13 protein-coding genes and 1 tRNA gene are annotated in these 16,168 nt (G+C 44.1%); 5 read left to right on the top strand and 9 right to left on the bottom strand.

What is annotated here, in order from left to right:
- Positions 1-123: 123 nt before the first annotated feature.
- From ACK8P8_RS11710 to ACK8P8_RS11695, 4 genes are all read right to left on the bottom strand, one after another.
- Positions 124-1,329, bottom strand: a complete 1,206-nt coding sequence (locus ACK8P8_RS11710; protein ID WP_369860522.1) for a FecR family protein — start codon at positions 1,327-1,329, stop codon at positions 124-126.
- A 528-nt stretch (positions 1,330-1,857) separates the two neighbouring features.
- On the bottom strand, positions 1,858-2,850 hold the full coding sequence (locus ACK8P8_RS11705; RefSeq protein ID WP_369860595.1) for an NAD-dependent epimerase/dehydratase family protein: 993 nt from the start codon (positions 2,848-2,850) through the stop codon (positions 1,858-1,860).
- On the bottom strand, positions 2,850-3,257 hold the full coding sequence (locus ACK8P8_RS11700; RefSeq protein WP_099289916.1) for an OsmC family protein: 408 nt from the start codon (positions 3,255-3,257) through the stop codon (positions 2,850-2,852). The genes ACK8P8_RS11705 and ACK8P8_RS11700 overlap by 1 nt, the downstream gene beginning before the upstream one ends.
- Positions 3,258-3,570: 313 nt before the next feature.
- Positions 3,571-3,921, bottom strand: coding sequence for a YraN family protein (locus ACK8P8_RS11695; RefSeq protein WP_369860521.1), 351 nt, complete (start codon positions 3,919-3,921; stop codon positions 3,571-3,573).
- A gap of 211 nt (positions 3,922-4,132) precedes the next feature.
- Between ACK8P8_RS11695 and ACK8P8_RS11690 the strand changes: the two genes are divergently transcribed.
- On the top strand, positions 4,133-4,939 hold the full coding sequence (locus ACK8P8_RS11690; RefSeq protein WP_186977396.1) for a glycogen/starch synthase: 807 nt from the start codon (positions 4,133-4,135) through the stop codon (positions 4,937-4,939).
- Positions 4,940-5,013: 74 nt separating this feature from the next.
- Positions 5,014-6,852: a glutamine--fructose-6-phosphate transaminase (isomerizing) gene (gene glmS, locus ACK8P8_RS11685; protein ID WP_369860520.1), complete on the top strand. Its 1,839-nt coding sequence runs from the start codon at positions 5,014-5,016 to the stop codon at positions 6,850-6,852.
- 33 nt (positions 6,853-6,885) lie between these two features.
- On the opposite strand, the gene galE is transcribed toward glmS, so the two are convergent.
- Entirely contained in the window at positions 6,886-7,902 is a 1,017-nt protein-coding gene (gene galE, locus ACK8P8_RS11680) for a UDP-glucose 4-epimerase GalE (RefSeq protein ID WP_369860519.1), read from the bottom strand.
- A gap of 128 nt (positions 7,903-8,030) precedes the next feature.
- Between galE and ACK8P8_RS11675 the strand changes: the two genes are divergently transcribed.
- Entirely contained in the window at positions 8,031-8,735 is a 705-nt protein-coding gene (locus tag ACK8P8_RS11675) for an HU domain-containing protein (RefSeq protein ID WP_369860518.1), read from the top strand.
- Here ACK8P8_RS11675 and pssA read toward each other — a convergent pair.
- A complete protein-coding gene (pssA, locus tag ACK8P8_RS11670) occupies positions 8,701-9,546 on the bottom strand; it encodes a CDP-diacylglycerol--serine O-phosphatidyltransferase (protein WP_369860517.1) in 846 nt (281 codons plus the stop codon). The two genes, ACK8P8_RS11675 and pssA, sit on opposite strands and share 35 nt — an antisense overlap.
- A 93-nt stretch (positions 9,547-9,639) precedes the next feature.
- Here pssA and ACK8P8_RS11665 point away from each other — a divergent pair, with 93 nt between their 5' ends.
- The gene (locus tag ACK8P8_RS11665; protein WP_369860516.1) at positions 9,640-10,659 is read left to right on the top strand and encodes a glycosyltransferase family 9 protein; all 1,020 of its coding nucleotides are present in this window, start codon (positions 9,640-9,642) and stop codon (positions 10,657-10,659) included.
- A 16-nt stretch (positions 10,660-10,675) separates the two neighbouring features.
- On the opposite strand, the gene ACK8P8_RS11660 is transcribed toward ACK8P8_RS11665, so the two are convergent.
- Positions 10,676-14,299: an ATP-binding protein gene (locus ACK8P8_RS11660; protein ID WP_369860515.1), complete on the bottom strand. Its 3,624-nt coding sequence runs from the start codon at positions 14,297-14,299 to the stop codon at positions 10,676-10,678.
- 19 nt (positions 14,300-14,318) lie between these two features.
- Complete coding sequence (gene rlmH, locus ACK8P8_RS11655; RefSeq protein ID WP_099289908.1) at positions 14,319-14,792, bottom strand: 23S rRNA (pseudouridine(1915)-N(3))-methyltransferase RlmH; 474 nt, start codon at positions 14,790-14,792, stop codon at positions 14,319-14,321.
- Positions 14,793-14,964: 172 nt separating this feature from the next.
- Between rlmH and ACK8P8_RS11650 the strand changes: the two genes are divergently transcribed.
- Positions 14,965-15,038 (top strand) — tRNA-Ile (locus ACK8P8_RS11650).
- Between the two features lie 137 nt (positions 15,039-15,175).
- Here ACK8P8_RS11650 and ACK8P8_RS11645 read toward each other — a convergent pair.
- Positions 15,176-16,165, bottom strand: coding sequence for a BT4734/BF3469 family protein (locus ACK8P8_RS11645; RefSeq protein WP_369860514.1), 990 nt, complete (start codon positions 16,163-16,165; stop codon positions 15,176-15,178).
- Positions 16,166-16,168 lie beyond the last annotated feature (3 nt).

Genomic DNA, 16,168 nt, shown 5'->3' with positions numbered 1-16,168 from the left:
AATTTTAAAATAATACATACAATATCCTCACAACGAGCAAATTATTTACCCGATACACATAACAATACTTTTGCAAATCTTATAAACTCACACCTGACAAGCTGGAAAAATACCTTTGGCACACTAGTGATTCGATCTTGTCAAATCTTGCATCACTATTACAGTATTTCCCTTTATCTCAAATTTTATATTTGTTGTCTGTTCCAATAATTCAAGCACATCATGTATATCCGTGTACTTGGGAAGTGTTCCTTTAAAATGATAGTTCTTCAAATTCTCGTTCATATAAAATATATGTACATTATACCAACGAGCTATCTTTCGCAGGATCACATCAATATTCTCTTTGTCAAACTTGAACGTATTCCCCATCCATGCTATATAAACCTCCACGTCCACCTCTCTCACGTTTACTCCATGTTCCGAGTAATACGCCTGTTGTCCCGGGGTTAGAACCACCTTTTCCTGCTCCCGTGTTGTCACCTCCACCTTTCCGGTCTTCAACGTGGTATGGGCGAAAGTTTCATCCATGTAACTCATCACGTTAAACGAGGTTCCTAATGCCCTCACCCCAAAACCTTTAGTTTTCACGATAAACGGTTTATCCGGATTCTTCGCCACCTCGAAGAATGCTTCTCCTTCCAGATAAATCTCTCTCGTTTTTCCGTTAAACGCCACCGGATATTTAAGCTTGGAGCAAGCCCCTAACCATACCTTGGAACCATCCGCCAACTGCATGAAAAACTCCCCGTTAGCCGGAATTTCCAATGTATTATAAATGACTTTTGCATCCTCTCCCCCGGTCGTACCTTGATACACCAATTCCCCGCTATTCCGGTTGGATATCATCGTACCATTCCGCTCACTTAATACCACGTTGTCTTTTCCCAACTCTATCGCGCTACCATCCGACAAACGCAACACGGCTCTCTTGTCCCCGTGGGCAATAGCCGATGCCACCTGCATAACCTCATCACCGGAAAAGCTCTGTTGCAGCATATATATACCCCCAACCAACAAAGGAATAAGCAATATGGCTGCATACCGGAAAATTCTGTTTATCCGGCGTTGTCGGCGAACTTTTTCCATTCTCTCCTTTTCTCGCAAAAATTCCTTAAAAGCCATACGTTTATCAATCGTCCGATACAATTCAATCTTACGTACTAATTCTTTCTCATCCTGCAATCGTTCAAACAACCGCTTGTTCTCCTCCGAAACCGCAAGCCATTCATCTACCGTTCTTCGCTCCGCGACAGTGGCTTCCCCGCTGATTACACGGGCGATAGAAAATGATATTTTAAACGACTTGTCAGTTACTTTACTCATCATAGTGTGATTTTATACTCCTAATACACTTAAATCTACCAAAAGGGGGTAATGTAAGTTATATTTTTTCTGTAAAAAATACGTTCTTAGCGGCAAAAGGTTCATTTTCAATGAATATACAATCCTACCATGAACCCAAGGTTATCCTACCGTAATCCTATCTCACCCTCGGAGCTATATCGAATACCCGCCCGAACACCACCCAGTGCCGTCGGTCATGTAACGAGAATGATTCCGTGTTATATCGAAGTTGAGGTAGGATTACGGTAGGATAACCCGAGAATAACCATAGGAATAACTCTATCCCCCCTTATCTCGCTCTACACCCATGATAAATCCCAAGAAAAGTAACCGTAATAATCTCCCACGTTCGTGTTTCCTCCGTTTGTACTCTTATGTTACTATATAAAAGATTATAGCAACATAAAAGCGGAAATGTAGCATACACGACCGTGAGAGATTATTACCCCGGTTCAACTAAGGCTTCTCCACGGCTACACTCCCTTTCAACTTATAGAATAAAAACAACTCTCACAAATGAATAAAGAATCGAGCCGTTTCCTCCAAGGTATGAAAACGAAAATCAGGTAACGTTTTCAACAATTTGGCACTGGAATAACGGGATTTATTTTGAGAGGAACGGGCGGTTTCACGTGTAAAAGCCGGTTTCTTTCCTGTAAACAAGGAAAAGAAAGCGAGCAAACGCCAAGCTAAAGAAGTCATCCAAGGCGCCATCCGTATATATGGCGGTCGTTTCCCCGCAGCACGGGCTATCACGGTAAACAACTCCTTGTAAGAATAATTTCCACCGCAAAGCACGAACCGCTCTCCCCGGATGGAAGAAATATTTACCAAGCGAATCATTGCCTCGCAAACATCCCTCACGTCCACGTAACCGTTCACCCCATCGGTGTAAAAAGGCATTCCTTTCCGGGCTTGCTCGAACAACTTGGCACTACTACGTCCCCGAAGTCCGGTGCCCAAAATAATCGCCGGGTTGACAATGACAGCCTCCATCCCTTTCCGCACGTAATCCCACACTATCTTCTCGGACGCTCCCTTACTACCCGAATAAAGCGAATGAACGGAGCCGGGGATTTCGGGTGTATCCTCGTCAATAATGACTCTCTCGTCAGGAGCATCCCCCAAGGCGGCAATAGAACTCACGAAACAGAGCCGCATGCGATGTTGCAGGCAAAGGGAACATATATTCTCTGTTCCCCGGATATTCGTCTGCAACAGGGTATCCCTATCGCTCCCGTTAAAAGAAACCATCGCCGCGCAGTGGTACACCGTGTGGACGTTCTCCACGCATGAGGAGATGGATTCCCCATCCAACACGTCCCCCTCTACCCATGTTACACGAGAAACAGCTTCTTCCGGGGACGAGAAATAACGAGAAAAGAGAGCCATTGTCTCCTCGACACGACTCTCTTTTCTTTTTAATGCTATGATTGTCTCGCCCGAACGAGCCAGATGACACAACAAATGGCTACCCAATAACCCGGTAGCCCCGGTTACCATTACTGCCAATTAAACACGATGTTTTGTTTCACATCGGGATGCAGACTCAAATGTACGGGACAAGTATGCGCCACACGCTCCAGAATCTTTTTCTCTTTCTCGGTATACCCGTTCGCCGGAAAATTAAAGATTACATCAATCTCCGCTATACGGCGAGGCTCTGCAGCCATCTTCTTGGTAATCTCGATGTCAGTTCCTGTCAGATCGATTCCGTTATTTTGGGCATAAATTCCCATGATTGTCATGGCACAGGCTGCCAAAGAAGTAGAACACAAATCGGTCGGAGAAAAAGCCTCCCCCTTACCGTTATTATCCGTCGGAGCATCCGTGATAATCGTCGTACCACTCTGTAAATGCGTGCATTCCACGCGTAGACCTCCTAAATATTTTGCTTTTACTGTTGCCATACTCTCTTTTTTTAGATTTAACTCTTCAAAAGTAATCATTTCCGGACAGCTTTACAAGAGAAGTGTCCGTAAAAAAAGCATTCCCGCAACCTTATGGACATTGTCACCCTTACAAACCCTAGGTGTCAGCTTTTCCTTTCGGTTTTGTAAATTTTGAATTAATTCCCTAAATTATCAAGATTTATCCAATGATTGTCGATTTCTAGCACAATTTTTGATATACCTCTAGTATCCCTATTGACACTTTTCTTATGCCGGGTGGCATTCATATTCCTACCACACCACACACACGACAGAAGCCACCCGGTTCTTTCTAAAACAAATCAATAGCTTCACGCACGTACTCGATACGCATATTGGAACCCGTGACAACCACGAGGTCGAAACGTATTTCCCGATGTATATTCTTTTTCGTGAGATAAGCAGCCCCGGCAGCTTGCAGACTTTTCTTTTTCTTGTAATCCAGCAACTCGAAAATATCCACCTCTTCGCTCGTCCGGGTTTTCACCTCGACCACGACAAGCATCTCTACGTCCAAACACACGAAATCCAATTCCCGACGTCCGATTCGCCAATTTCGTTCCAGAACAGTATATCCCAGATCTAACAGATAAAGATACACCTTATCTTCTCCCAACTTTCCAAATTCATTATGCCAAGCCATAGTCAAGTCTTCCCCTAATTTACAGGCTAAAAAGAGTTCCGCAATGTTATATAAATCTAAGATAAAAGCAAAATATTTTGCATGAAAATCCTTGAAAGGAGTCATTTTAGAATTTCAAGTGGTTTATTTTGAGAGAGGTTTATTACCTCGAAGTTTTGAATTCTAATCGGAATTGCCTATCTTTGTAAGGTTTTTGGGAAAAGTAGTAGTTATGGCTAAAAAAAGAGTTTTATTTATATCTCAAGAGATTGTACCTTATCTTCCTGATTCCGAAATGGCTAATATCGGAAGATATTTACCTCAGGGGATTCAAGAAAAAGGTAAAGAAATCAGAACGTTCATGCCGCGTTACGGCTGTATCAATGAAAGACGCAATCAATTGCACGAGGTCATCCGGTTATCCGGGATGAATTTGATTATCAATGACACTGACCATCCTTTGATTATCAAGGTTGCATCCATACAATCTGCAAGAATGCAGGTGTATTTCATTGACAACGAAGATTATTTTCAACGCAAACACACGATCGCCGATGAAGACGGAACATTTTTTCCCGATAACGACGAACGTTCGATATTTTTCGCACGGGGTGTTTTCGAAACGGTACGCAAGCTAAGATGGGCACCGGACTTGATCTATTGTCAGGGATGGTTTACCGCATTGATTCCGCTTTACCTCAAAAAAGAGTACCATGATGACCCGGTATTCTCCAAAACAAAAGTGGTATTCTCCACTTACAACGATAAATTCGAGGGAAAATTGGATAGCAAATTCGAGGAGAAAGCTATGACGGAAGGAGTTGCACGCAAAGACGTGGCCCTTATAAAAGATCCGACACACACGAATATCAACAAATTGGCATTCCAATACGCGGATGGCATCATCTTTAATCACAAGGACGTGGATGACGAACTTCGTACTTTCGCCAGCGAATTGAAGAAACCGACCTTGGAGTACCCCGGGGAGCAATGCTATATTGATGCATATTCCGACTTTTTTGACAAAATAATCGAATAAACATAGAAACAAGCGGCAATGGTTGTTAGCCGCTTGTTTTATTATTAACAAATATATAAAACACGACAAACATTATGTGTGGTATTGTGGGATACATCGGGCCCAAAGAAGCCTGTCCAATCTTAATCAATGGTCTGAAACGCCTGGAATACCGGGGATACGATTCTGCCGGGATCGCGTTGATTCACAACGATGACATCAGAGTTTACAAATGCAAAGGAAGAGTGCTCGACCTCGAACAACACATGGAACTCGAAGACACGAGTGCCACGATCGGGATGGGACATACGCGCTGGGCTACCCACGGGGAGCCGAATGACGCGAACGCTCACCCGCATACTTCCATGAACGGTCTTTTCTCTATCGTGCACAACGGTATTATCGAGAATCATTCCCTGTTGAAAGAAAAATTACAGGCAAGAGGATACGCGTTCAAAAGCGAAACAGACACGGAAGTATTGGCAAACCTCATCGAGTACATATACTTGAAAGGTCAGATAAATGCAGAAAACGCAGTTCGTCTGGCTCTGACCAAAGTAATCGGTGCCTACGGGCTGGTTGTTTTGTGCAAAGCGGAGGCGGATCAACTCGTGGTGGCACGCAAAGGCAGTCCTCTGGTAATCGGAGTGGGACAAGGCGAGTATTTCGTGGCATCTGACGCCACGCCTATCGTGGAATACACGAAAAACGTGATTTACCTGAACGACGATGATGTCGCTATCCTGAAAAGAGACGAGATGATCTTGAAAACGATCAAGAATACCCCGGTCTCTTTAAGCATCCAACACGTGGATATCGACATCGAGAAAATAGAAAAAGGCGGTTTCCCGCACTTCATGTTGAAGGAGATTTTCGAACAAGTAAATTCTATCTATGACACTATCCGGGGACGGGTGAACGTGGATGCCTCCGAGATTTACCTTGGTGGTATCTCTGAAATCATCCCGAAGATGGTAAACGCGCACCGGATCATCATTATCGGTTGCGGAACGTCATGGCATGCCGGACTAGTCGGCGAGTACATGCTGGAAGAATTTACCCGCATCCCGGTAGAAGTGGAATACGCTTCGGAATTTCGTTACCGCAACCCAATCGTGGATGAAAACGATATCGTGATTGCCATCTCCCAGAGTGGGGAAACAGCCGACACTTTGGCAGCGATCAAGTATGCCAAAGCCCACGGAGCCACGGTTATAGGCATTTGCAACGTGGTCGGTTCAAGCATCGCACGCGAAACGGATGCCGGAGTATACACCCACGCGGGACCGGAAATCGGTGTCGCCTCCACGAAAGCGTTCACCGCCCAAATATCCGTACTTGCCATGATGGCTTTGCAAATAGGTCACCGTAAAGGGACACTGGCAGACGATATATATAAAAAATATATCAACGAACTCTATAACCTACCGGATAAGATCAAAGCTATACTGGAAAAGGACAACATAATCAAAGAAATTTCCGCTATCTACAAGGACTCCACGAATGCCATTTATCTGGGAAGAGGTTGTCAATTCCCCGTGGCTCTCGAAGGAGCGTTGAAGTTGAAAGAAATTTCCTATATCCATGCCGAAGGATACCCGGCAGCAGAGATGAAACACGGTCCCATCGCCTTGATTGACGAGAATATGCCAGTGTTCGCCATTGCCACGAACGACAATTACTACGATAAAATCGTTTCCAACATCAAAGAGGTACAGTCCCGCAAAGGACACGTCATCGCTCTGGTAAACGATAACGACACGCAAGTCACAAAACTAGCGGAACACGTGATCGAAATTCCCGAAACACTGGAATTTCTTTCCGCGCTGTTGAACGTGATTCCATTACAACTCATCTCCTATCACATTGCCGTGATGAGAGGCTGTAATGTGGATATGCCGCGCAACCTTGCAAAATCGGTAACTGTAGAATAAAGCAATAAAAAAGGGGTTTTAAAAACCCCTTTTTTATTGCTTTAACGATTGCTGCCATTTCCACGCATTCCTCATCGTGTCCTCGATCGGTGTCGCGGCCTTCCATCCCAACTCTTTATTCGCTAAAGTCGTATCAGCCCACACCTTCTCGATATCACCGGCACGACGTCCCACGATTTTGTAATTCACCTTTACCCCGGTTGCCCGCTCAAAAGCATGGATGATCTCCAACACGGAAAGCCCTTTTCCCGTCCCGATATTGAAAAACTCGTAATTCGCCTTATTCTTACCCTCGAGCAAACGGCGAATAGCCACCACATGAGCTTTTGCCAAATCCACCACGTCAATATAATCACGTAAAGGTGACCCGTCGGGTGTATTATAATCATCACCGAACACACTCAATTGCTCCCGGATACCGATAGCGGTCTGTGTCAGGTAAGGAATCAGATTATTCGGCACGCCATTGGGCAACTCCCCGATTAAGGCAGTCGGGTGCGCCCCTATCGGGTTGAAATAGCGCAAAGCCAACGCATTCATATTCGGTTCCACCTTCATCAAGTCACGGATAATATCTTCACTCATCACCTTGGTGTTCCCGTAAGGCGATTCAGCCTCGTGGCGGGGAGTCTTTTCCGTCACGGGAAGTACATCCGCTTGCCCGTATACCGTGCAAGAAGAAGAGAATACCAGATTCGGCACTTGAAACTCACGCATAGCATCGAGCACGTTCATCAATGAATTCAAGTTATTGAAATAATACTCCAACGGCTTATGCACGGATTCGCCCACCGCTTTCAACGCGGCAAAATGAATCACCGCCTTGATATCCGAATGGCGAATAAAAAAATCTCTCGTTGCCACCCGATCGGTAAGATCAATCTCCTCGAATTCGGGACGAATACCCGTGATCTTCTCGATCCCGTCCAACACGTCAATACTTGAATTTACTAGATTATCGGCTATAATCACGTCATAACCACTCTGTTGAAGTTCCACCACCGTGTGGGACCCGATATACCCCGTACCTCCTGTCACAAAAATTTTCATACACCAATAATTTTTTCTCAATTTATAACAATCTGTGTGTCTGTAATAGACAGAACAAAGTAAATAATAATAATCCGAAATGCCTAAAATGAGTTTGACAACCTTGCGTTTTTTCTTACCTTTGCCGTATGAATAAATACGTTGAACACATAGAAGAATTGTTATATCTGCATGATTGCGTGATAGTTCCCGGGCTAGGAGGCTTTATCTGCAACTATACCGAAGCAACGATCAACGACAAGACAGGGATGATCATCCCCCCTGCCAAAAAGGTCGTGTTCAACAAACACTTGAAACAGAATGACGGACTTTTGATCAATTGGATCGCCCGCAAGGAACAAATCGATTACGAGAAAGCACAACGCCGCCTCGCCTTATTCCGCGAAGAGGTAAAAGTAAGATTGAACCAAAAGCAAAAAGTAGACTTCGGCAAAATAGGGACGCTCAGTGTAGACCGCCGTTTCAATATTCTCTTCGAATCTGCTAACCACAACTTCCTGCCCGACGTCATGGGAATGGAAGCAATGCCCCTCGTGGCAAACGGCAAAAAAGTTAAGAAGACAAACGGAGAATACATAAATACCGAATCCGGAAACCTAGTTACCCGTCTGTTCAAATTCGGACTATCGGCAGCCATGATCGCGGGAATCGTGGTACTCTCGCAACAGGATATATTCCAAGGGGACACAGCCGCCAACTTGAGTAATATGCAACCCGCATCCATGAAAAGTAAATTGATTCAAACGGAGGAAACGGCAAAGATTTCTCCCGACTGTGATTTCGTGGATTACGATCCCGTTATTGATTTGACCGGGAAGTCAATCTCACAATGACAACAATCAGGTAAGCCGGAATAATTATAAACAATGCCTCTTGACGCATAGCCCAAAGTAATAGCAGGACTATCCCAAAAAATATCATCCAATTATAATTCTTCCTATAACCATGGCATGATATGAGCACATAAACAGGTATCATCCAAGTCAACGCTTTCACTCCCCACACGGCAAAACCAATCATAATAGTACTCACGAAACAATACAAAAGACTATTCTCTTTCCATGAAAAATTAGTCAATTTCAAAGAAAACATGGGTACCTCACTAATCAACAATAATGCTAATACAAAAGAACATCCTGCTAAAAGCCAAGGATTACCCCACGTCGTCTTGAAAAACTCCGGCTGGTAATAGAAACAAAACACCAACATCACCCAAAACAACGCATTTGAGGGAGTCGGCAACCCGATAAACGAATGTGTCTGCCGGGTATCGAGATTGAATTTAGCCAAACGATAAGCTGAAAAAGCAGGCACCAACAAGGGAACAACCGACAGCACCCGTTCCACCCAATAATATGTCTCTCCCGGAGCAAAAGAACAAAATGTTTCCCGAATCAGGAAATACGCCATCACCGCCGGCATCACACCGAAACTCACCATATCCGCCAAAGAATCGAGTTCTTTCCCCATATCCGATTTCACGTGCAGAAGACGTGCGGCAAAACCGTCAAAAAAATCAAACACCATGGCAAGAATCACCAGCCATGCAGCGATTAGCAAATTACCGTTAAACGCCATATAAATAGCCAACGCTCCGGAAGTAACATTCAGACACGTGATCAGGTTTGGGATATGTTTTTTCATGGACTATACTTTTATGATTCGAACACGAAAATACTTCTTTTTACAATAGGTAAACTACATTTTTATTACTTTTGTTGCAAAATTGTTATCGACATGGCTAAATTTCTCATTATTAGATTCAGTTCCATCGGAGATATCATCCAATGCATGAACGTGGTAAACGGGATCAAAAATCACTTCCCGGACGCGGAAATACACTGGATTGCCCGTAAAGACATGGGCTCTTTTCTCAATATGGACAAACGTATCGACCGGGTTTGGGGATTTGACAAGAAAACGGGGTTGAAAGGTTTACTTCGCGTGGCAAAAGAACTGAAAGCCGAGAAATTCGATTACATTTATGACGCACACAGTAATATCCGCTCGAACATATTGAAAGCCGTGTTATTACCTCCCTTTTACTCTTTGTTCCCGAGAGGACCGCACTACACGCTACGCGGCAAAGAACGGTGGAAACGTTTCTTGCTTTTCAAACTGGGAATCAACAAATTCGACAAACCCTTCCGGGGTATCATTTCTTACCGGAAACCTCTCGCGAAATGGGGTATCACGAATTTCGAATCGAATTATTCCGACTGGTGCTTCCCCGAAGAATACAAAGAACACTTTGCCCGCACCTTTACCCCGAAGACCATTACCCTAGTTCCCTCGGCCAACTGGGAAATGAAACGCTGGCCAGTCAGCCATTGGCAGCAAGTTATCCAACTTATGCCGGAATACCGATTTATCATTCTCGCCGGACCGACAGACACATTCTGTGAAACAATCAAAGCCATCGCCCCCGAACGAGTGAACAACCTCGCCGGACAAACCTCTCTGTTAGAATCCTGTTACCTAGTGAAGCAATCTCACCTCGTCATCAGTGGCGATACCGGCTTCCTGCATGCCGCCGATCTGTTCCACACGCCCTCCATAGCCTTGATGGGTCCCACCGCGTTCGGTTTCCCCACCGGAAAAGAAGCCGAAGTCATGGAAGTAAGCCTTCCCTGTCGTCCCTGCACGAAAGACGGTAGAGGAAAATGCAAACAACCCGTCTGGCAAAAATGTATGGTCGACATCACCCCCCAAGCAGTAGCCCAAAAAGCCAAAGCTATTTTAGATTTTAAATTTTAGATTTTAGATTGAAAAACTACCCCTCCGACTCCCCCTTATCATGTCTTAATGTCACGTAGAAAGTTGTACCCTCGTTCTCTTCGCTCTCGAAAGAGATCGTTCCACCCATACTCTCTATAATCTTGTACGACATTGCCAGTCCGAGTCCGGTACCACCTGATTTGGTCGTGAAATTCGGTTCGGAAATCTTATCCCGGATACCTTCCGGAATACCACAACCGTTATCCCGCACGAACAAAATAATCTTGCCCAATGCCGTCTTCAACTGCACGTGAACGTGTCCTTCCCGGTCTTCCGGGATACTTTGTTCCGCGTTTTTCAGCAGATTCACAACCACCCGGTTCACCTGATCCCGATCTCCATATACAAAAACACCCGGCTCTATGTCACATGTCATGTTCGCCACGTTCTCGTGAAACAACTTGGCACACCCATCCACAAGCTCACTCAGGTCAAACCACTCATTATTCGCCACTTGTAATTTAGCAAAATCAGAGAACGCGGAAGCGATAGACGCCATGTGGTCTATCTGCTCGATCAAAACCGAAGATATATCTTTAAACCGCTGCCGTACTTCCTCAATATCCCCTTTCTGCAAAGTACGTTGCATAAATTGCAAATTCAACTTCATCGGCGTTAGCGGATTCTTAATCTCGTGCGCGATCTGCCTTGCCATCTCCCTCCAAGCACTCTCGCGTTCGGACTTTGCCAATTGCTTGACATTCGCTTCCAGTTTATCCACCATCGCGTTGTACTCCTTCACCAGTAACCCGATTTCATCTTTCTGGTTATAAATAATCTTCTCGTTCTTACCCCCTACCCGCATCCGTCTCAACTTATCGTTCACGACCTGCAACGGCTTCGTGATCCGCTCGGCAACCACGCTGGATAAAATAAAAGCCAATACCATAACGATCATCGCAATATTCACCGCGACAATCACGGTCAGGAAAATATCTTTGTTCAGCTCTTCCCCTTTGGTAAAATAAGGAATACTCAACACGTATCTCTCTCCCGATTCCAGCACCAACGGCATATAAACCGCCATATAAATCATCTCGGCTATCCGTTCGTCCTGCACGAAACTCATTTGCTCTTGCGTCACGACTTTCTTGTAAGCCTCGGGATTCAACAATGTCCCGTCAAACCCTTTCTCGAAAATCATCGGTCGGGAAGTAGCAACCAACTCACCGCCCCAATTATAAACATTAATATCTACCCAAAGCACATCCGCCAATCTCCTCAACGCCGTCTCGATTTCCGGACACTTATCCGCATCCACGCAATTGTAGCGCTCCAACTCGCTCGTGATATACTTCGACACCTGAACAAGCGCTTCACTGTGCCGACGTTCGAAACTAGCGGCATTCCCGACAATACTCATAATCGTCATAAGCACGAACAAACCGGCAACCAGCGAAATAATATTACTTTTGATCCTTGACTTCAAACTCACCTGACGGAAATTTTCCCACCCGCCGTCAAACCGGAAAAACATCCCGTAAGACGTCAGTATAGCACTCACGAAAATAGCGTACAACAGGTTCATATAGTACAACGCGAACACGTCATCCGCCAGACTGACAACGCAAATACCTTCCTCTTTAATCGGAACGATCATGTGGGAATACCCGTCTACATTAATCGTGCGGGCATGCTCGTACGCCCCGAAACGCTCGGTAGAGCGCGGGTAATTAAAAGTTCCGTCAGCATCTACAAGCACCCCCTTACGGTACTTGGCATACGAATAGGGATACACGAATTCATTCTCCAAATCTGTCTCCCGCGACAATATCTGCGCGTACCCTATTCCCTCGTGTCCTTTCTTAGAAGTAAAACGGATATACAAGCAACTGCCGTTCTTCACGTCCGGCAACATGTAACGCCCCAAGTACACGTTCTGTCCGTCAAACAGATCAATATTATAAAATAAAGTACTATCCACTCTTATCCCGAGACTGTCTATCATACCGTCATAATAATCATAGCAACCGTATTTCACGTGTTTCGGAGTTACCAGTATAGTATCCCGTCCCGTGCATATAATAGCCTCGCAATCATAGTAAAATCCCGTCATGTCCAGTAATTCTTCCGAAATATACCGGGCCAGCACCTTCTCGTCCCCAACGCTGATCAGTGAATCGACCTTCGTACTTTTCATGATTTCATTGTTGATCTCGACCAACTTCTCCTCGAACACGGGATCAACTTCTTTCACGATCTGAACGATATAATCGGCACGAATTTTCAACTCGCGTTCCATCTCGTTACTCTTGGCTAAAAAGATGATATAAACGCAAACCACCACGAGAGCAAGCATAAATACACTTTTCTGGGCATCCATCTTCATCAGGTAAATCCCCAGTATAAACAAAAGGTAAAGTGACAAAGTAAACAAGCACTCCAAGGGAGTCAACGAAAAATTAAAGAAATAACAAAGAGCCGCGCAAAACAAGATCACGATTGTCACCCCGAGCAACGCTTGTTTCATCGTGAAAAGGTTCCGAAAATAACGGACGGAACTATTGATCAACACGATAAATCCCATACCCGCGATAATCAAAGTTACAAACGCTACCACGGACGAGAAATCGACATTAATCAGACGAGCTATATTCAAACTGATAGACGTACTCTCTATCAACGTCTTGATTGAAAAATGAAGCAAATTCGTGTAGATAAAAGCCACGAACACGAAGCCCGCGAGAAAAAGCCACCGGTAGCGCATCAACCGGTATTCATTATATCTTATCCGCAACTTATTGAACGTGATAAAAAGATAATGTGCCAAACAAAACATCGTCACGAACAAATCCCCTACCGAAACAATAAACGAACCGCCTCCGGCCACCTTACTGTTCGCGAAGATCGACAAATGATAAAGCGAGTACGGCACCTGATACCTCACCATGATTACCCGCAGCAGAATCAACAGGCAGAGGAACCCAAACGAGTGTCCCACCTGTTCCCTGAAACTCACGGAGCGATCCAGCGATATCTCGTAAGCATAAAACAAGAGATAGAGAAACACGAAATAGAGTACCAGCAAGAAATAATTCGGCAATGTATCCCCGTACCCCACGTTACTCTCGATCTTGAACAGCGCTTTCCCGTCCCGGCTATATATCGTGTAACCTCCCTCTTCCCATACATTCTTGATCGTCACTTTACTGGCATCATCCAGATTACTCCCGAACCGCGGGTTAAAATGATTCTTCACGTAACTGCTGGAATAAGGATAATCCTCTTTAATAAATAAAAGCCCGTAATACTCCATGTCCCCGATAAACCGCTTTCGGACATCAAAATACAAATTATTCAACTTCACTAACTCACCCCCCTCCTTCAAACGCTCGTACAGGTTGGGAGTCCCCACCCGTTCGTCACTCCAGTACACCAATTGCCCGTTCTTGAAGCCGAGCAGGATCGAATTCCGCATCCGCCAGTTACTTTTGGAAATCTGAGTATTCTCGTCCAACTTCTGCAACTGTTCGTCCAAATGCTTCTCTTCCGCTTGCAATTGATCTTGAAAAAGAGCGACTTGGGAATCCACCGACCAATCACTCAATGATGATTCCCACAGCGAAGCCACCAAGAGACATCCCATGGCCAAGGCTAACACGAGCCAAAACTTTCTCATTCTTTTTCTAATCCCCGACTTACTCATGATGATAAGGTTCTCCTTTCAATATTGTCATTGCCCTGTATAATTGCTCCGTGAAAATCATCCGCACCATCTGGTGTGAGAATGTCATCTTGGATAATGAAATCTTCATATTCGCACGTTTATAAACTTCCTCGGCAAACCCGTATGGTCCCCCGATCACGAATACCATTCGCTTAATACTTGTCAGCATCTTCTGTGCCAAAAACTCTGCGAACGCCTTAGAAGTGTATTCATTTCCACGCTCATCCAACAAAACCACGAAATCCGACGCCTCCAATTGTCCCCGTATCAACTCCCCTTCCCTCTCTTTCTGTTGCACCTCACTCATATTCTTCGTGTTCCGTACATCCGGAATCACCTTCATCTCGTAAGGAATATAATATTTCAACCGCTTCTCGTACTCGGCAATCCCCGCCCGCACAAACTCAGCATCCGTCTTTCCTATCACTAGCAAACAAACTTTCACACCACAATATTTTTTCTATTACACTAAAATGTTCATCTACACGCAAATGTAGATAAAAATACCATATCTTCCGCGAATCGTTAAAAAAAAGCACACCAATATTTGCCCGAATTTCAAGAAAACACTATATTTGCACCCGTTAAAGCTAACCACTTTAGCACACGCAAGTGTAGGTCCTATAGCTCAGCTGGTTAGAGCACCTGACTCATAATCAGGGGGTCCTTGGTTCAAGCCCAAGTGGGACCACGCTAAAAATGAAGCAGTTACAAGCAAATGTAACTGCTTCTCTTTTTTATTGCACATGCAATTTGCATGCAAGCTGAGCGATTCGATAAGCTAGCCCCCTCTTGAAAAACCTGGGATGCCTCCCCAACCTTAATGACTCAAAAATCCAATCCATATTTTCTCGCTATATCAAATATCTTCTCCGTCTTATAATAATAACTAGGCCCATATTTCATACATTTGGAATATTCATTATTACTTTCCTCTCTCTCATAATCCGGATAAAATTGTCCGATTACATGAAACAATTCTCTTCCCTCCTCTTCAAACATCCTTGCCAATATACAACCTATCGCAAACCAATCTCCATAATTTACTGTGATATCAATACGTTCTGCACAAATTGCTTCTACTAACTGCTTAATCCGGTCTTTATTACTGATTGTAATTATTCTGAAATCATCGGATAGTTCCAAATCAAGTAGTCTTTCCCTGGGACTTCTGTTATCAACAAGTTTTGTTTCCACAAATTCAATCACTTTATTTTTCTTATTCACTGTACCAGATTGCACTATTCGCGTCGCCTCCCCTTCAATACATTTTGTATATTCCTTCGCCTCCAAATTCACACAAGGCTTTTCATCCCATGAATAAAAACGTAAACGGCAAATATCACTACAACTACGATCAATAACTATCTCCAAAGATTCAAAATCCTGGGCAAGCGCATAAAAGTGCTCTTTATGCCTTTCCGGATAGGCCAATCGAAGCAAACAAAATATCCCTTTCCCTCCTGACGAAAGTCCACAATAAAGGATATAATCTCCCAGCATGCTATCCATCAACCTCATTTTCAACGCTTCAAAATCAACTATTTCTAAATTATCTTTTCCATCGATGTCAATACATATAATTCCCGTATACTTTTTTATCAGTTCTGCTTTTCGTTTTACGAAAATACCACTCGGTGTAATAGCAGGAAGACTATTTTTCAATTTTTTACGAACTTCCATTCTTTCTTCACACCTTAAATATTTAATAATTTCAGTAAAACTATTCGGTTCTAATAACCACGTCCTAAGACTGATAACATGATTAGATTCTCCCTTACTTTGCGAGGGAAAATACGACACAAATATATTTTCCATAAC

This window comes from Butyricimonas muris, assembly GCF_046365375.1.
GTDB classification, from domain to species: Bacteria; Bacteroidota; Bacteroidia; order Bacteroidales; family Marinifilaceae; genus Butyricimonas; species Butyricimonas muris.
The sequence above is the reverse complement of the archived record's forward strand: the minus strand, read 5'-3'. Positions and strand labels throughout refer to the sequence as shown.

Excerpts from the sequence above, each read along its gene's own strand:
- pssA (WP_369860517.1), bottom strand. The coding sequence starts at position 9,546 with ATGAAAAAACATATCCCAAACCTGATCACGTGTCTGAATGTTACTTCC.
- ACK8P8_RS11645 (WP_369860514.1), bottom strand. The coding sequence starts at position 16,165 with ATGGAAAATATATTTGTGTCGTATTTTCCCTCGCAAAGTAAGGGAGAA.
- ACK8P8_RS11690 (WP_186977396.1), top strand. The coding sequence starts at position 4,133 with ATGGCTAAAAAAAGAGTTTTATTTATATCTCAAGAGATTGTACCTTAT.
- ACK8P8_RS11660 (WP_369860515.1), bottom strand. The coding sequence starts at position 14,299 with ATGAGAAAGTTTTGGCTCGTGTTAGCCTTGGCCATGGGATGTCTCTTG.
- ACK8P8_RS11700 (WP_099289916.1), bottom strand. The coding sequence starts at position 3,257 with ATGGCAACAGTAAAAGCAAAATATTTAGGAGGTCTACGCGTGGAATGC.
- glmS (WP_369860520.1), top strand. The coding sequence starts at position 5,014 with ATGTGTGGTATTGTGGGATACATCGGGCCCAAAGAAGCCTGTCCAATC.
- galE (WP_369860519.1), bottom strand. The coding sequence starts at position 7,902 with ATGAAAATTTTTGTGACAGGAGGTACGGGGTATATCGGGTCCCACACG.
- ACK8P8_RS11710 (WP_369860522.1), bottom strand. The coding sequence starts at position 1,329 with ATGATGAGTAAAGTAACTGACAAGTCGTTTAAAATATCATTTTCTATC.
- ACK8P8_RS11695 (WP_369860521.1), bottom strand. The coding sequence starts at position 3,921 with ATGGCTTGGCATAATGAATTTGGAAAGTTGGGAGAAGATAAGGTGTAT.
- ACK8P8_RS11675 (WP_369860518.1), top strand. The coding sequence starts at position 8,031 with ATGAATAAATACGTTGAACACATAGAAGAATTGTTATATCTGCATGAT.
- ACK8P8_RS11705 (WP_369860595.1), bottom strand. The coding sequence starts at position 2,850 with ATGGTAACCGGGGCTACCGGGTTATTGGGTAGCCATTTGTTGTGTCAT.
- ACK8P8_RS11665 (WP_369860516.1), top strand. The coding sequence starts at position 9,640 with ATGGCTAAATTTCTCATTATTAGATTCAGTTCCATCGGAGATATCATC.